Below are 15,683 nucleotides of genomic sequence, written 5' to 3' on the forward strand. Positions count from 1 at the left end.
CGCATCACGATGCCGCGCCCCTCCTTGGTGACCTCGAGGGGACCGTCACCGGTCCGGGGCTTCATGGCCGCCATAGTCGTACTCCCTCCACACGGTCTCGGCGGCGACGGACCGGCGCCACCAGCGGTGGGCGTCGCGCGCCACACGATGATTCTTCCCCATCCGTTCGCCGCGCACGACACCGGAGCGATCATCGGGCGTGGCGGGACGGTCGGGCGGTCAGGAACGAGCGCTGCGGAAACACCCGGAGAGGTGCTCGTCGACCATCCCGGTGGCCTGCATCAACGCGTGCGCGGTGGTCGGCCCGACGAAGCGCAGCCCGCGCTTGCGCAGCTCCTTGGCCATCGCCGTGGACGCCGGCGTGGTGGCGTGGACGCCCTCGAGGGTCTCCGGCGGGGGCGCAGGTGGGTCGGGCGCGAACGACCACAGCAGCGCGTCCAGCCCGGGCCCCTCCTCCTCGATGCGCAGGACGGCGCGGGCGTTCGAGATCGCCGCGTCGATCTTCTGCCGGTTGCGGACGATCCCCGCGTCGTCGAGCAGCCGCGCGACGTCGTCGTCGGAGAACTCCGCGACCTTCCCGACGTCGAACCCGGCGAACGCCTCGCGGAAGCCGGGCCGCTTGCGCAGGATGATCAGCCACGACAGGCCGGACTGGAACGCCTCGAGGCACAGCCGCTCGTAGAGCGCGTCCCGGCCGTGCAGCTCGTGGCCCCACTCGGTGTCGTGGTACTCGCGCAGCAGCGGGTCCGAGGCCCCCCACGGGCACCGACCGACGCCGTCGTCGCCGACGATCGCCCCGGTCACGGCGTCTGTCCTGCCTCGGCCGCGCAGCGGAGGGCGAGGCGGCGCAGGGACACCGCGAGGCCGAGCCGGAACAGCGGCGAGATCACGGGCCAGCCGAGCGCCCCGAGGAGCCCGAGCGGGAGGTCCAGCCGCTCGCCCCACTCGAACCGGGACGCCCCGGGCCCCCGGTCGATGACCGTGAAGGTGCCGGAGCCGCGCACGAACGAACCGGTGTGGACGACGGTGGCCCGGTGCGGCGGGTCCCAGCCGACGATCCGCATGCTGTCGGTGACGCCGAGCGGGCCGATCCCGGTGGTGGCCGCGAGCTCGGAGCCGATGCCCACACCGTCCCCGTGCGTCACGCGGACCACGGTGCCGAGCATCCACTCGCCCTGGGACTCCCAGTCGGTCACCGCCTTCCAGAGCAGCTCCCCGGGGGCGTCGACGTCCACGCCGACGGTGATGTCACGGGTGACCATGGGAGATGCCCTTCGTGCTGGTCGCGGCGCCGGACGGCACGCCCGCGGTCGGGTCGGTGGGTGTGGGGTCCTCCTCCGGGGCCACCGGGGCGGGGTACCCGACGCCGGTGAGCGTCTCCGGATCCTCGCCCGCGGACGGCGGCAGGCTCTCGTGCACGGCCAGGCGTGCCCGCAGCGTGTCCACCTCGGCCGCGAGCCGGTCGAGGGCCCAGTCCACCTCGCTCATCCGGTATCCGCGGAACGACTGCTGGAACCGCAGCTCGCGCAGATCGCCCCCGGTGAGGTCACGCGCGGGCAATCGGGTCGGCGTGGCACCGGGCGGCATCGGCTCGAGATCCTCGCCCCGCCCGGCCAGCATCGCCGTCGCCACGTAGATCACGCCGGCGACCACCCCGACGACGAGGACGTAGACCAACGCGCTGCCCATGGGGTCGATCGTGGCACGAGGGACCGACAGCGGCCGTCAGGGCGGGTGGGGCGCCGTCAACGGGAGAAGCTCGCGGATCGGCGGCCGGTCGGTGGTGGCCACGTCGTGGACCTCGGGCAGCCACTGCCCGCCCACCGGCACGAACTGGGTCAACGGCCGGGAACCCTCGTCGAGGTCCGCGCAGCGGCGCAGCGCCACGTCCAGGACCTCCGCGGCGGTCACGCCCAGCGCCCGCAGGCTGCGGTGGCGGTGCTTGCGGACGCCGAGGTCGACCTGCCCGATCGCGCCCAGCCCCCGGGTGCGGTGGGTGTCGAGCAGCAGCCCGAGCTCGACGCCGTACCCGCCCGCGAACGGCAGCGACTCCAGCAGCTCCCGGGTCGCGGCGTACTCCCCGCCGAGGGGCTGGACGATTCCGGCGAGCTCCGGGCGCAGCGCGGCCAGCGCCGGCCGGGCGACCAGTTCGGTGACCCGGCCGCCGCCGGTGGCGAGCACGTCGTCCTCCGAGATCCGCAGCGGGCGGTGGTAGAAGCCCTTCACCAGCTCGACGCCGGGCACCGTCAGCAACGGCCCGAGCAGCGAGGTCACGAACCGCTCGTCCACGTCGACGAGGTCGGAGTCGAGGTAGACCAGGACGTCCCCGGTGGTCGCCGCCACCGCGCGCCACAGCACCTCCCCCTTGCCGGGCCGCACCACCACCCCCGGCAGGGCCTCCTCGCGGGTGATCACCCGCGCGCCCGCGGCGTGCGCGACGGCGACGGTGTCGTCGACCGAGCCGGAGTCCACGACGACGACCTCGTCCACCACCGTCCCGACCAGCGGCGTCACCGCCCCCACGACGCCGGCGACGGTGGCCTGCTCGTCGAGCGCGGGCAGTACCACCGAGACGGTGCGCCCGGCCTTCGCGGCCACCAGCTCCGCGGCCGTCCACGGCGGCTCGGTCCAGGTGCGGGCGGAGAACCAGGGTTCGTGAGTGCTCACGGCCGGGGCAGGACGTCCGCGGTGGCGGCCACGGCCTCGAGGGCGGCCCCCGCCGTCGTCGTGCGGGTCAGGGCGTCCAGCGACCCGCTCGAGAGGAAACCGGTCCCGGTCAGGCCCTCCAGCCACGCCAGCATCGGTGCGTAGTGGCCGGTGGGGTCGCAGAGCACCACCGGCTTGGCGTGCATGCCCAGCACCCGCGAGGTCCAGGCCTCGAACAGCTCCTCGAGGGTCCCCAGGCCCCCGGGCAGGGCCACGACGGCGTCGCTGCGCGCGTCCATGGCCGCCTTCCGCTCCCGCATCCCGTCGACGACGAGGAGCTCGTCCGACTCGTCGTCGGCGACCTCGCGGTGCACCAGGTCGGACGGGATGACGCCGAGGGTGTGGGCGCCGCCCGCGCGGGCGGCCCGCGCGACCTCGCCCATCATGCCGACCCGGCCGCCGCCGGAGACCAGCGTCCAGCCGCGGGCGGCGATCCCGGCGCCGAGCTCCCGGGCGAGCGCGAGGTGCTCCGGCGCGACCGGCCCCGAGGCGCAGAACACGCAGACCGCGAGGCTCACGGCTCGACCGGGCCGGGGTCCTCGACCAGCTCCTGGAAGCCCTTCTCCACGATCGCGACGACGTCGTCCACGTCGTCGGTGATCGTGATCAGGTCGACGTCCTTCGGGCTGATGACGCCGTGCTCGAGCGCGGTGGTCTTCAGCCAGTCGACCAGCCCGCCCCAGTAGCCCGAGCCGAACAGCACGACGGGGAAGCGGGTCACCTTGCCGGTCTGGACCAGCACGAGCGCCTCGAAGAGCTCGTCGAGGGTGCCGAAGCCGCCGGGCAGGCAGACGAAGGCCTGGGCGTACTTCACGAACATCGTCTTGCGGGCGAAGAAGTAGCGGAATCCGACACCGAGGTCGACCCACGGGTTGAGGCCCTGCTCGAAGGGGAGCTCGATCCCCAGGCCGACCGACAGCCCGCCTGCCTCGGAGCAGCCGCGGTTCGCGGCCTCCATGATCCCGGGGCCGCCGCCGGTGATCACCGCGTAGCCGGCCTGGGCCAGCGCGCCGCCGAGGGCCATGCCGGTCGCGTAGTCCGGGTGGTCCGGCGCGGTCCGGGCCGAACCGAAGACGGTGACCGCCCGCGGGATCTCGGCGAGCACGCTGAAGCCCTCGATGAACTCCGCCTGGATCCGCTGCAGGCGCCAGGCGTCGGAGTGGACCCAGTCGACCGGGCCGCGGGAGTCGAGCAGGCGCTGGTCGGTGGTCGACGAGAGCCGGGCCGGGTCCCGGTGCTCGGGGCGTCGTCTGTCGATGGTCGTCGGTCGCGGCGTCGTCAGATCGTCGGACTTCAGAGGATCGAACGGAGAGGGCCCGGTCATGCCCGCCAGCGTAGGGACGCCCGGACGTGGCGCGTCCCGCGGTCGCGCACCGGTCACCGGGAGTTGACCCGGTCGTCGTCTGGGCGGTTCGGAACGAACGACTCGTTTGTTGCTTCTAGCTGCACGAACGACCCGTTCGTTCGACACCAGATTGCGCCGGACGCACCACCGGGCTAGTCCAGATAGCCGCGCAGGGTCGTCGCACCCGCCGTGATGTTCCGGACGTCGACGTGCTCGTCGCGGGTGTGGGCGAGGTTCGGGTCGCCCGGACCGAAGTTCACCGCGGGAATCCCGAGCGCGGAGAACCGCGAGACGTCGGTCCACCCGTACTTCGCGACCGGCGTCGCCCCGCTCGCCGCGACGAACTCGGCCGCCGCGGGCGCGGACAGCCCCGGGAGCGCCCCCGGTGCGGCGTCGGTCACCCGGACCTCGAACCCCTCGAGCACCGACCGGACGTGGGCCTCGGCGTCGGGCAGGGAACGGTCCGGGGCGAAGCGGAAGTTCACCGTCACCGCGGCGGCGTCCGGGACGACGTTGCCCGCGACGCCGCCCTCGACGCGCACCGCCTGCAGACCCTCGCGGTAGACGCAGCCGTCGATGTCCACCTGGCGGGGCTCGTACGCAGCGAGCCGCGCGAGCACCGGCGCCGCGGCGTGGATCGCGTTCTCCCCCAACCACGAGCGCGCCGAGTGCGCCCGACGCCCGTGCAGGTCCACGACGACGCGCATGGTGCCCTGGCACCCGCCCTCGACCAGACCCGACGTCGGTTCCCCGAGGATCGCGAGGTCGGCGTCGAGCCACTCCCGCAGGTCCCGCTCGATGCGGCCCAGCCCATTGCGCGAGGCGTCGATCTCCTCGCAGTCGTAGAGCACGAGGGTCACGTCGTGGGCCGGTTCGGTGAGGACCGCGGTCAGGTGGGCCATCACCGCGACGCCGGCCTTCATGTCCGAGGTCCCGCACCCGTAGAGCAGGTCGCCGTCGCGGTGGGAGGGCACGTTGTCCGCGATCGGGACCGTGTCGAGGTGCCCGGCGAGCAGGACGCGGCGCTCCCGCCCGAGCGCCGTCCGCGCCAGCACCGCCTCCCCGGAGCGGACCACCTCGAGGTGCGGCTCGCGACGCAGCGCGGCCTCGACGACGTCGGCGAGCGCCTTCTCCTCCCCCGAGACGCTGGGGACGTCGACCAGCGCCGCGGTGAGGCCGACCGGGTCGGCGTGGAGGTCGAGCCGGGGAACGTCGATCAGGGGCAGGTCCGGGTCCGTGCTCACGGCGACCCACCCTAGGAGGCCGTCGCTAGGCTGGTCGGCGATGAGCACCCCGACCTCCCAGACCCCCACCCGCGCCGTCGGTGTCGGCATCGCGACCGTCACTCTCGAGGGCACCGTCCTCGACACCTGGTACCCGCTGCCGGAGCTCGCCGGCTCCGACCCGGTCACCGCGGAACCGGGCACCGTGATGGTCCCGGCCGGGGAGCTGGAGCCGGCGCTGGTCGACGCGCTGGGCACCGACGAGGCCCGGGGCGTCGAGGTCGTCGCGGTGCGCACCGTCGCGGACCTGTCCGGGCCGCCCGCGAGCGCCTACGACGTCTACCTGCGCCTGCACCTGCTCTCGCACCGCCTGGTCCGCCCGCACGGCGTCGACCTCACCGGCATGTTCGGGCTGCTCGCGAACGTCGCGTGGACCAACCACGGGCCGTGCGCCGTGCCCGGGTTCGAGCAGGTCCGGGCCCGGCTGCGCGGCCGCGGGCCGGTGACCGTGTACTCCGTCGACAAGTTCCCCCGGATGGTCGACTACGTCATCCCGAGCGGGGTCCGCATCGGCGACGCCGACCGGGTCCGCCTGGGCGCGCACCTCGCCGAGGGCACCACGGTGATGCACGAGGGCTTCGTCAACTTCAACGCGGGCACGCTGGGCGCCTCGATGATCGAGGGTCGGGTGTCCGGCGGCGTGGTCGTCGGCGACGGTTCCGACGTGGGCGGCGGCGCGTCGATCATGGGCACGCTGTCGGGGGGCGGCAAGGAGGTCATCTCGCTCGGGGAGCGCTGCCTGCTCGGCGCGAACGCCGGGATCGGGATCTCGCTCGGCGACGACTGCGTGGTCGAGGCGGGTCTCTACGTCACCGCGGGCACGCGGGTCACTCTCGACGATGGCTCCGTCGTCAAGGCGGCCGACCTCTCCGGGCGCTCGGGCCTGCTGCTGCGCCGGAACTCGACGACGGGCGCCGTCGAGGCCCTTCCCCGCACCGAGGGCGCGAAGGTCGAGCTGAACGAGGCGCTGCACGCGAATTAGGTGGGCGAAGCCCTGGTGAGCACTTTCGGGGGGTATAGCCCCCGAAAGTGCTCACCAGGCCGGAGGCCACCTACTCACGAGGCGGAGCCACCCAGGAGAGCGCCAGCATCAGCCGCGCCCGCACCTCCGGGTCGTCGAGCGAGTCACCGAACAGCTCGTGCAGCCGACCCATCCGGTACCGGACGGTCTGTGGGTGCACGTGGAGCTCCTCGGCCATCGACCTGCGGTCGCCCATGTGCCGCAGCCACGACCGCAACGTCTCGCGCAGCCGCTCCCGCGAGGACGGCGCCGACGCGTCCAGCGGGGCGAGGACCTGGTTGCCGAGCGCGTCGAGCAGCCGGCGGTCGCGGTGGACGATGATCGCGTCGAGGTGGTCGGCGACGAACACCGGATCGTCGGAGAGCAGGTGCTCCTTCGTCAGCCGCGCGGCGATCTCGGCGAGGTGCAGGCTGCGGGCCAGGTGCTCGGGAGGCACCGCGGCGCCGACGGTGGCGTGCGCGCCCCGCAGCAGGCCGGTGAGCGCGGCCCGCTCCGCCGAGCGCGAGCCGTTCGGGACCACGGCCCCGACCAGCGGCGGGCGACGGATCGGCAGCGACCGGGCGTCGAGCCGGGAGAGCGCCCGCCGCCCGGAGGCGTCGTCGGGCTCGACGAGCACCACCGACACCTTCTCCGGCACCGGCCAGTCGGCGCGACGGGCGGCCGCGCGCACCGCGGCGGGGTCGGAGGACTCCGAGAGCATGAGGTCGACGAGCTCTTCGCGGTGGCGCTCGCGCAGCGCCCCGGCCTCCTCCTGCTCGAGCACGTAGCCGTGGGCCGAGGCCGAGGAGAGCTGGTCGACGAAGAAGAACACCGTCTCGGCCAGGGCCGCCAGCGCGTCCGGCGCCAGCTCGACCTCGAGCGCCGCGGCCGAGACGTGGTGCCAGAAGACCCGGACGCCGATCTGGTAGACGGCGAGCAGGTCGGGCAGATGCGCGCCCTGCCGCCACTGGGAGCGGCCGAGGTTCTCGAAGAACTCCCGCTCGCCCGGACGGTCGATCGACCCGTCGTGCGTGAGCGAGATGATCCGACCCAGGACGGCCCGGACGCCCGCCGTCACCTCCTGCTCGTGCTCGGAGAGGAACTGCGCATAGTCGGGGACCCGGGCATCGAGTGCGTCGCGCACCTCGACCATGAGTTCGGGGACACGGCGCCCGACAGCGGCGGACAAGGCATCGAGCGACGGTGCGGAGATCTCGGTCAAACCCCACCTCTGCCTTCTGAGCCGCGACGAACGGCAGCTCTGCCCCCTACCCCGACGATAATCCGGCTCGTTCTGTGCCGCGATGACAAAAACGGGCGTTCGAACTGATCGTCCGAGTCAAGACTTGTCGCGTGCCCCACAAGCACCATCGACGCCATGGAAAATCGCGCGCCTGCCCCCGCCGACGGGACGTCGCGATTACGTGTCGCGGAGCGGGCGGAGAACTTCCCGGTCGCGCTGCGGGTGCTCCCCGCGCGCAGGCGGGCGGTGCTGCGCGCGATCTACGACGTCGTCCGGACCGTCGACGACGTCGGTGACGAGGGCGATCTCGGTCCCGTCGAGCGGCTCGCCGCGCTGGACGCGCTCGACGAGGATCTCGATCGCGTGTTCGCCGGTGGAGATCCGCACGACCCGGTGATCGGCGCCCTCGCGCCCCACGTCGGCCTGCTGCCCGCGGTGCCGTTCCACGACCTGGTCGCCGCGAACCGGGCGGACCAGACCGTCACCCGCTACGCCTCCCGCGACGAGCTGATCGGCTACTGCCGGCTGTCCGCGGTGCCCGTCGGGCGGCTCGTCCTCGCCGCGTTCGAGGTCGCCCCCACCGGCGCGATGCTCGCCCGGTCCGACGACGTCTGCGTCGCCCTGCAGCTACTCGAGCACCTCCAGGACGTCGCCGAGGACCGCGCACGCGGCCGCATCTACCTGCCCGCCGACGCCCTCGACGCCGCAGGCGTCGCCGAGACCGACCTGGACGCACCGAGCGCCTCCCCGGCGCTGCGCCTGCTCGTGCTCGCCGAGTCCGCCGCCGCCCGCGACCTGCTCGCCGGAGGCGCCGGTCTGGTCGGCCGGGTTGACGGCGCGGCCCGCCTCGCCGTCGCGGGCTACGTCGCGGGCGGCGCGGCGGCCGCCGACGCCGTCGACCGCACCGGGGGCGACGTCCTCGGGCGCACCGCCCGCACCCGCCGTCGGGACGTCGTGACCCACCTGGCCCGACTCGGACTCCGCCCCCGCAGGACAGGAGGTTCCCGCCCGTGACCACCGTCGTGACGGACGCCCGCACGGCCCGTGCCTACGCCACCTGCGAGGCCATCACCCGGACCCAGGCCCGCAACTTCCACTACGGGATCCGGCTCCTGCCCCCGGACCGCCGGGCCGCCCTCTGCGCGGTCTACGCCCTCGCCCGCCGCGTCGACGACCTCGGCGACGAGCACGGCGGGGCCGCCGCCAAGCGCGCCGCGCTCGCCGACCTGCGCACGCAGCTCACGACCCTCGACGACGCCCCGGGCGACGACCCGGTGATGCTCGCCGTCGCCGACGCGTCCCGGCGCTTCCCGATCCCGCTCGGCGCCTTCGACGAGCTCGTCGACGGGGTCGAGGCCGACGTCGCCGCCGACGACGCGTACGCCCGGGCCGGAACCCCGTCCGCGCCGTACCGCACCTTCGATGACCTGCTCTGGTACTGCCGGTGCGTCGCGGGCTCGGTCGGGCGCCTCTGCCTGGGGGTGTTCGGGACCCGCCCGGGCGCGGACCCCGACGGCGAGGCCCCCCGGCTCGCCGACGCCCTGGGCCTCGCGCTGCAGCAGACGAACATCCTGCGCGACGTCCGTGAGGACCTCCTCAACGGCCGCATCTACCTGCCCGCCGACGAGCTGGCGTCGGCGGGCGTGACGCTGCGCGTGCGCTCCGACGGCGTCCTCGACGACCCCCAGGGCGCCCTCGCCGATCTCCTGCGCGACGCCGCCGTCCGGTCCCGCGAGTGGTACGACGAGGGCCTGCAGCTGGTCGGGCTGCTCGACCGCCGCAGCGCCGCCTGCACGACCGCGATGGCCGGCATCTACCGGCGCCTGCTCGACGACATCACCGCCGACCCCCGCGCGGTCTACGACCGGCGGCTGTCCCTGTCCGCCCCGAAGAAGGCCCTGGTCGCCGTGCGCGCCCTGACGGGCCTGGACCCGGCGGGCGGGCACCGCAGGGGCGTGGGTCGATGACGCCGGGGAGACGGTCGCGGGAGCACATCGGCGGCGGAGCCCGGCCGTCGAGGCGGGTCGCGGTCCTCGGCGGTGGCCTCGCCGGACTGTCCGCCGCGCTGCGCTGCGCCGACGACGGGCACGAGGTGACCCTGCTGGAGAGCCGGGCGCGCCTCGGCGGCCTCGCCGGGTCGTTCCGGCGCCGCGACGCGCACGTCGACACCGGCCAGCACGTCTTCCTGCGCTGCTGCCACGCCTACCGCGGGCTGCTCGCCCGCCTCGACGTCACCGGCTCCACCACCCTGCAGGAGCGGCTCGACGTCACTGTGCTCCGCCCGGGCGCGGCCCCCGCCCGGCTGCGACGCGACCGCCCTCCGGCCGTCCTGGGCCTCCTCCCGGGGGCGCACCTCGCCCGGGCACTGCTGCGCTACGACCCGGTGCCGTGGCGCGAGCGGCTCGCCCTCCCCCGGGCCGCCGCCGCGCTGCGCCGCCTCGACCCCGCCGATCCCGCGGTCGACGCACAGAGCTTCGGCGACTGGCTGCGCCGCTACGGGCAGGGCCCCGCCGCGGTGGCGGCACTGTGGGACCTCGTCGGGACCCCGACGCTCAACGCCCGCGCCGACGAGGCGTCGCTGGCGCTGGCCGCGACGGTGTTCCGCCTCGGGCTGCTCGGCGACCCCGACGCCTCCGACATCGGCTGGGCGAGGGTTCCGCTCTCCGACCTGCACGACACCGCCGCCCGCCGCGCCCTCGACGACGCCGGGGTGCGGGTGCGGCTCGCCACCCGGGTCCGCCACGTCACCCGCGCCGACGACGGCTGGCGGATCACCGTCGCGGGCCGCGACGGCGCGCGGGACGCCCTCGCCGTCGACGCCGTGGTGTGCGCGCTGCCCCCGGAGGCGGCGGCCGCGGTGCTGCCCGACCCGGTCGGCACGCAGGTCGGCGACGCGGCCGAGGCACTCGGCGCGAGCCCGATCGTCGACGTCCACCTCGTCCTCGACCGCCCGGTGCTCCCGGTGCCGTTCGCGGCGGGCCTGGACACCGAGGTGCAGTGGGTGTTCGACCGCTCCGCGGCCCACGGCGCGCTGCCTGCGGGCGCCCAGTACCTGGTCGTCTCGCTCTCGGCCGCCGACGCCTACACCGGGCTCGGCGCCGCGGTGCTCGTCGAGCGCTTCCGCACCGAGCTGACCCGCCTCCTGCCCGCCGCGGCGGAGGCGCGACTGATCGACGGATTCGTCACCCGGGAGCCCCGGGCGACGTTCCGGCCGGCCCCGGGCAGCGGCGCCCGACGACCGGCCGCCCGGACCGCGCTGCCCGCGCTCGCGCTGGCCGGCGCGTGGACCGACACCGGATGGCCCGCGACGATGGAGGGTGCCGTGCGCAGTGGACGGACTGCGGCCGCCGTGGTGACCCGGGGACATGACGACCCCAGACCCCGATACGACGGCCCCGAGCGCGACGGCCGGGGACGGGTCGCCGCATGACCGCCGCGACGACCGACGGCGGGGCGGCGCTCCCCGATCCGGCGACCCCGTTCCCCGACCCGACGTTCCCCGACCAGACGTTCCCCGACCCGACGACGGTGGACGTGGCCGCCGTGCTGCGCCGCTGCCGGGACCTGGTCGACCCCGCACTGCGCGCGGTGGTGCCCCGCCTCGACCCGGCCAGCGCCGGCCAGACCGCCTACCACCTGGGATGGGTCGACGCCGAAGGTCGCCCGTCGCGGGGTGGCGGCAAGGCGCTGCGGCCGGCGCTGGCGCTGCTGGCGGCCCGGGCCTGCGGCGCGCAGGACGACGTCGCGGTGCCCGGCGGGGTGGCCCTCGAACTGGTGCACAACTTCTCGCTCGTGCACGACGACCTCATCGACGGCGACACCGAGCGGCGCCACCGCCCGACGGTATGGGCCCTCTGGGGCGCGCCCGCCGCGATCCTGGCCGGCGACGCGATGCTCGCGCTCGCCACAGAGGTGCTGCTCGAGGTGCCCGCCCCGGCCGCGGCCCTGCTTCTGACCCGGACGGTGCGCGAGCTGGTGGGCGGCCAGGTCGCCGACGTGGCGTTCGCCGACCGCGACGACGTGGGCGTCGACGAGTGCCTCGCGATGGCCCACGGCAAGACCGGGACGCTGCTCGGCGCGAGCACCGAGATCGGCGCCGTCCTCGCGGGCGCCCCCACCGGGGCCCGGGACGCGCTGCGGACCTTCGGCGCCGAGCTCGGCCTGGCGTTCCAGCTCGTCGACGACCTGCTCGGCATCTGGGGCGACCCCGCGGTCACCGGCAAGCCCGTGCTCGCCGACCTGCGGGAGCGCAAGAAGTCGCTCCCGGTCACGTGGGCCGTCGTTCACGGCGGCGACGCCGGACGCGACCTCGCCGCCTGGCTCACGCGGCCGGCCGACGGCAGTGCCGGTCCTGACGAGCTCACCCTGCGTCGCGGCGCCGCCCTCGTCGAGGCGGGCGGCGGGCGCGCCTGGGCGGGCGCCGAGGCCCGTCGTCGGCTGGCCGCCGCCGAGGCCGCGCTCGCGACGCTCGCCGATCGTCTGCCCACCACCGACCCCGCCACGACGCGGGCCCGGGCCGAGCTCGTCGCGCTCGCCCGCCACCTCGCCGACCGGGAGGCCTGAGTTGACGCTGTCCGTCCCCGCTGTCACCTCGACCGGCGTCCGCACCGCAGCGGACGCCCTCGAGGCCGGGATCGACCACCTGCGCTCGCGCCAGGACGCGGCCGGGTGGTGGAAGGGCGACCTCGACACCAACGTGACGATGGACGCCGAGGACCTCCTGCTCCGGCACGTCCTCGATCTCTCCGACCCGGAGCGCACCGCGGGCGCCGCCCGCTGGATCCGCTCCCAGCAGCGCGCGGACGGGACCTGGGCGACCTTCGCGGGCGGGCCCGGCGACCTCTCCACCACCGTCGAGGCGTGGGTCGCGCTGCGGCTGGCCGGAGACGATGCCGCCTCGAGTCACATGGCCGCCGCCGCCGCGTTCGTCCGGGAGCAGGGCGGGGTGGAGTCGACCCGGGTGTTCACCCGGGTCTGGCTGGCGCTCGTCGGGCTCTGGTCCTGGGACGACCTGCCCGCGATGCCCCCCGAACTGATCCACCTGCCCCGCTGGTTCCCGCTGAACGTGTCGGACTGGGCGTGCTGGGCCCGCCAGACGGTGGTCCCGCTGACCGTCGTCGCCACCCTGCGTCCGTCGCACCCGGTCGGCTTCGGCATCGAGGAGCTACGGGCCGGGACGGCCGCGCCCCGGTGGGCCCCGGTCTGGACGTGGTCGGGGTTCTTCTCCCGGCTCGACGTCGGGCTGCACGCCTATGCGCGCGCCGCCCGCCGCGGACCGGGACCGTTGGCCGCGATCCGCCGGGGGGCGATGCGCAAGGCCGGCGAGTGGATCCTCGCCCGCCAGGAGGCCGACGGCGGGTGGGGCGGCATCCAGCCGCCGTGGGTGTACTCGGTGATGGCGCTCGTGCTGCTCGGCTACCCGCGCGACCACCCGGCCGTCCGCGCCGCGATCGCCGGGCTCGACGGGTTCACCCTGGTCACCGGCTCGCCGGACGGCCCCGTGATCCGCCTGGAGGCCTGCCAGTCGCCGGTGTGGGACACCTGCCTGGCGGTCAACGCCCTGCACGACGCCGCCGTCCCCGCCGACGACCCCGCCGTCGTCGCGGGCACCCGGTGGCTGCTCGACGAGCAGGTCACCGCCACCGGCGACTGGACGGTGCAGCGGCCTGCGCTGCCGTCGGGCGGGTGGGCCTTCGAGTTCGCCAACGACGTCTACCCCGACACCGACGACACCGCCGAGGTCGTCCTCGCGTTGCGCCGCTCCGAGCACGCGGGGCTCGACGACGCCGACCGGGTGCGGCTGCGCGCCGCGGTCGACCGCGGCCTCGACTGGGCCGCGGGCATGGTCTCCGCCGACGGCGGATGGGGCGCGTTCGACGCCGACAACACCCGCGCGCTGGTCACCAAGCTGCCGTTCTGCGACTTCGGCGAGGTGATCGACCCGCCGTCGGCGGACGTCACCGGGCACGTCGTGGAGGCACTCGCGGCCGAGGGCCGGGCGGGCTCCGAGGTGTGCCGGCGCGGGGTCGCCTGGCTGCTCGACGCGCAGGAGGCCGATGGGTCGTGGTTCGGCCGCTGGGGCGCGAACCACCTCTACGGCACCGGTGGCGTCGTCCCGGCGCTGGTGGCGGCGGGGGTGGATCCCGCGTCGACACCGATCCGACGGGCGGTGCGGTGGCTGCACGCCCACCAGAACGACGACGGCGGGTGGGGCGAGGACCTGCGCTCCTACGTCGACCCGGCGTGGATCGGGCGCGGTGCCTCGACCCCGTCGCAGACCGCGTGGGCGCTGCTCGCGCTGATCGCCGCGGGTGACCGCTCGCCGGCCGCCGAGCGTGGGGTCGCCTGGCTGGTGGAGACGCAGCGCCCCGACGGCGGGTGGGACGAGGAGCAGTTCACCGGCACCGGGTTCCCGGGCGACTTCTACATCGCCTACCACCTCTACCGGGTCGTGTTCCCGATCTCGGCCCTGGGCCGCTGGGTGCACGGGTGGGACCTCGTCGGTGGTGGCGCATGACCGACACCGGACCCGTCGTCGCCACCCCGATGGCGATCGAGCGGCGGGCCGTCGCCGGGCCGGGTGGATGCCGGGTCCCGACGGCGAGCGTGATCCGCACCGGCGCGGGACCGCGGCGATCCCGGGAGGCCGCGCGGCGCCTGGCCGGTCGGCCGGTGCTCGTCGCCGGGGTCGCCGGAGCGCTGCGCGAGGTGCTCCGGCCCGGCGAACTCGTCGTGGCCGACGAGGTCGTGGGGCCCGACGGCGGGTCGGTGCGGGTGGCGAGCGCGCCCCTGCTGGCGGCGGCGCTGCGCGCGGCCGGGTTGACGGTGCACGTCGGGCCGGTGATCTCGGCCGAGCACGTGGTGACCGGTGCCGAGCGGCCGGCTCTGGGTCGCGCGGGGCCGTCGTCGTGGGTGAGTGGCGCCCCTCGCTCGTCAGGTGAGGGCAATGGACCATTGCTGCCACGGGGGCGGGCCCCACTCGCCGTCGACACCGAGTCGGCCTGGCTCGCACCGGAGGACGCCGCGACCCCGTTCGCCGTCGTCCGCGCGATCGTCGACACCCCGGAGCACCCGCTCGTGCACCCGGGCACCGTCGGGCGGGGGATCGCCGCGCTGCGCTCCCTGCGCCGGGCCGCGCCGGTCCTCGCCGCCTGGTCCGCGGCCCTCGGGGAGCGCGAGGTGCTGCTCGCCGAGCCGCGCTCGTTCTGCGCCGGGGTGGACCGCGCGATCGCGACCGTCGAACAGGCCCTCGACCGGCACGGCGCCCCGGTGTACGTGCGGCGCCAGATCGTGCACAACAGCCACGTCGTCGCCGACCTCGAACGCCGCGGCGCCGTCTTCGTCCAGGAGGCCGAGGAGGTCCCGACGGGCGCGACCCTCGTGCTCGCCGCGCACGGCGTCGCGCCGTCGGTGCGGCGGACGGCGGCCGCGCGGCACCTCGCCGTCGTGGACGCCACGTGCCCGCTGGTGACCAAGGTGCACGCGGGCGTGCGGCGCCACGCCGGGCGCGGCGCCACGGTGCTCCTCATCGGCCACGCCGAGCACGAGGAGGTCGAAGGCACCGTCGGGGAGGCGCCCGGGGACGTGATCGTCGTGGGCAGCGAGGCCGAGGCGGAGGCCGTGACCCCGCCCGATCCGGGGCGCGTCGCATCCGCCGTGCAGACCACGCTGGCCGTGGACGAGGCCGAACGGATCGCCGCGGTGCTGCGACGACGGTTCCCGGCGCTGGTCGAGCCGCGCTCGACCGACATCTGCTACGCGACCACCAACCGCCAGGCGGCCGTGCGCGCGGTCGCCGCCGAGGCCGACCGGCTCGTCGTCGTCGGCTCGGCGAACTCCTCGAACTCGGTGCGGCTCGCGGAGGTCGGGGCCCGCGCCGGGGTCGAGGCCCGCCGCGTCGACCGCCCCGACGAACTCGACCTCACCTGGCTCGTGGGGGCCCGGCGCGTCGCGGTCACCGCGGGCGCCTCGGCACCCGAGGCCCTCGTCGACGGCGGGGTCGGCAGCGTCGTCGACCTCCTACGCGGGCTCGGGCCCGTGACCGTCACCCCCCGGCCGACCACGACCGAGGACATCCGCTTCACCCTCCCCAAGGACGTGAGCTGA

16 protein-coding genes are annotated in these 15,683 nt (G+C 75.5%); 7 read left to right on the forward strand and 9 right to left on the reverse strand.

Annotation, left to right across the window (positions count from 1 at the left end; translation table 11 throughout):
• The 8 genes from VGI02_RS05005 to dapE form a co-directional block, all read right to left on the reverse strand.
• The coding region (locus VGI02_RS05005) for a DUF3117 domain-containing protein (protein WP_331626220.1) at positions 1-74 on the reverse strand (74 nt) is incomplete at its 3' end.
• 145 nt (positions 75-219) lie between these two features.
• The gene (locus VGI02_RS05010; RefSeq protein ID WP_331626170.1) at positions 220-804 is read right to left on the reverse strand and encodes a DNA-3-methyladenine glycosylase I; all 585 of its coding nucleotides are present in this window, start codon (positions 802-804) and stop codon (positions 220-222) included.
• Complete coding sequence (locus VGI02_RS05015) at positions 801-1,262, reverse strand: SRPBCC family protein (RefSeq protein WP_331626171.1); 462 nt, start codon at positions 1,260-1,262, stop codon at positions 801-803. Before VGI02_RS05015 ends, VGI02_RS05010 begins: the two co-directional genes overlap by 4 nt.
• Positions 1,249-1,689, reverse strand: coding sequence for a DivIVA domain-containing protein (locus VGI02_RS05020; protein ID WP_331626172.1), 441 nt, complete (start codon positions 1,687-1,689; stop codon positions 1,249-1,251). Before VGI02_RS05020 ends, VGI02_RS05015 begins: the two co-directional genes overlap by 14 nt.
• Before the next feature lie 36 nt (positions 1,690-1,725).
• On the reverse strand, positions 1,726-2,667 hold the full coding sequence (locus tag VGI02_RS05025) for a glucosyl-3-phosphoglycerate synthase (protein WP_331626173.1): 942 nt from the start codon (positions 2,665-2,667) through the stop codon (positions 1,726-1,728).
• Positions 2,664-3,224, reverse strand: a complete 561-nt coding sequence (locus tag VGI02_RS05030) for an LOG family protein (RefSeq protein ID WP_331626174.1) — start codon at positions 3,222-3,224, stop codon at positions 2,664-2,666. The genes VGI02_RS05025 and VGI02_RS05030 overlap by 4 nt, the downstream gene beginning before the upstream one ends.
• Entirely contained in the window at positions 3,221-4,030 is an 810-nt protein-coding gene (locus VGI02_RS05035) for an LOG family protein (protein ID WP_331626175.1), read from the reverse strand. Before VGI02_RS05035 ends, VGI02_RS05030 begins: the two co-directional genes overlap by 4 nt.
• 173 nt (positions 4,031-4,203) lie before the next feature.
• Positions 4,204-5,295, reverse strand: a complete 1,092-nt coding sequence (gene dapE / locus VGI02_RS05040) for a succinyl-diaminopimelate desuccinylase (protein ID WP_331626176.1) — start codon at positions 5,293-5,295, stop codon at positions 4,204-4,206.
• Positions 5,296-5,335: 40 nt separating this feature from the next.
• Here dapE and dapD point away from each other — a divergent pair, with 40 nt between their 5' ends.
• Positions 5,336-6,316 carry a 2,3,4,5-tetrahydropyridine-2,6-dicarboxylate N-succinyltransferase gene (gene dapD, locus VGI02_RS05045; RefSeq protein ID WP_331626177.1) on the forward strand — a complete coding sequence of 327 codons (981 nt, stop codon included), beginning with the start codon at positions 5,336-5,338 and terminating at the stop codon, positions 6,314-6,316.
• 70 nt (positions 6,317-6,386) lie between these two features.
• On the opposite strand, the gene VGI02_RS05050 is transcribed toward dapD, so the two are convergent.
• Entirely contained in the window at positions 6,387-7,556 is a 1,170-nt protein-coding gene (locus VGI02_RS05050) for a PucR family transcriptional regulator (RefSeq protein ID WP_331626178.1), read from the reverse strand.
• 156 nt (positions 7,557-7,712) lie between these two features.
• Here VGI02_RS05050 and hpnC point away from each other — a divergent pair, with 156 nt between their 5' ends.
• From hpnC to ispH, 6 genes are read left to right on the forward strand one after another with little or no spacing between them, the layout of a single operon-like run.
• A complete protein-coding gene (gene hpnC, locus VGI02_RS05055) occupies positions 7,713-8,591 on the forward strand; it encodes a squalene synthase HpnC (protein WP_331626179.1) in 879 nt (292 codons plus the stop codon).
• Positions 8,588-9,544 (forward strand): squalene/phytoene synthase family protein, encoded by a 957-nt coding sequence (locus tag VGI02_RS05060; RefSeq protein WP_331626180.1) that lies wholly within the window; start codon positions 8,588-8,590, stop codon positions 9,542-9,544. The genes hpnC and VGI02_RS05060 overlap by 4 nt, the downstream gene beginning before the upstream one ends.
• Positions 9,541-11,007, forward strand: coding sequence for a hydroxysqualene dehydroxylase HpnE (gene hpnE / locus VGI02_RS05065; protein WP_331626181.1), 1,467 nt, complete (start codon positions 9,541-9,543; stop codon positions 11,005-11,007). The genes VGI02_RS05060 and hpnE overlap by 4 nt, the downstream gene beginning before the upstream one ends.
• Positions 11,004-12,140 (forward strand): polyprenyl synthetase family protein, encoded by a 1,137-nt coding sequence (locus VGI02_RS05070; protein WP_331626182.1) that lies wholly within the window; start codon positions 11,004-11,006, stop codon positions 12,138-12,140. The genes hpnE and VGI02_RS05070 overlap by 4 nt, the downstream gene beginning before the upstream one ends.
• A gap of 1 nt (position 12,141) precedes the next feature.
• Entirely contained in the window at positions 12,142-14,094 is a 1,953-nt protein-coding gene (gene shc / locus VGI02_RS05075) for a squalene--hopene cyclase (protein WP_331626183.1), read from the forward strand.
• A complete protein-coding gene (gene ispH / locus VGI02_RS05080) occupies positions 14,091-15,683 on the forward strand; it encodes a 4-hydroxy-3-methylbut-2-enyl diphosphate reductase (protein WP_331626184.1) in 1,593 nt (530 codons plus the stop codon). Before shc ends, ispH begins: the two co-directional genes overlap by 4 nt.

The organism is Actinomycetospora sp. (assembly GCF_036497245.1).
Lineage (GTDB): Bacteria > Actinomycetota > Actinomycetes > Mycobacteriales > Pseudonocardiaceae > Actinomycetospora.

Coding starts and splice junctions, on each gene's coding strand:
- VGI02_RS05015 (WP_331626171.1), bottom strand. CDS start 1,262: ATGGTCACCCGTGACATCACCGTCGGCGTGGACGTCGACGCCCCCGGG.
- ispH (WP_331626184.1), top strand. CDS start 14,091: ATGACCGACACCGGACCCGTCGTCGCCACCCCGATGGCGATCGAGCGG.
- VGI02_RS05035 (WP_331626175.1), bottom strand. CDS start 4,030: ATGACCGGGCCCTCTCCGTTCGATCCTCTGAAGTCCGACGATCTGACG.
- dapD (WP_331626177.1), top strand. CDS start 5,336: ATGAGCACCCCGACCTCCCAGACCCCCACCCGCGCCGTCGGTGTCGGC.
- hpnE (WP_331626181.1), top strand. CDS start 9,541: ATGACGCCGGGGAGACGGTCGCGGGAGCACATCGGCGGCGGAGCCCGG.
- VGI02_RS05070 (WP_331626182.1), top strand. CDS start 11,004: ATGACCGCCGCGACGACCGACGGCGGGGCGGCGCTCCCCGATCCGGCG.
- hpnC (WP_331626179.1), top strand. CDS start 7,713: ATGGAAAATCGCGCGCCTGCCCCCGCCGACGGGACGTCGCGATTACGT.
- VGI02_RS05020 (WP_331626172.1), bottom strand. CDS start 1,689: ATGGGCAGCGCGTTGGTCTACGTCCTCGTCGTCGGGGTGGTCGCCGGC.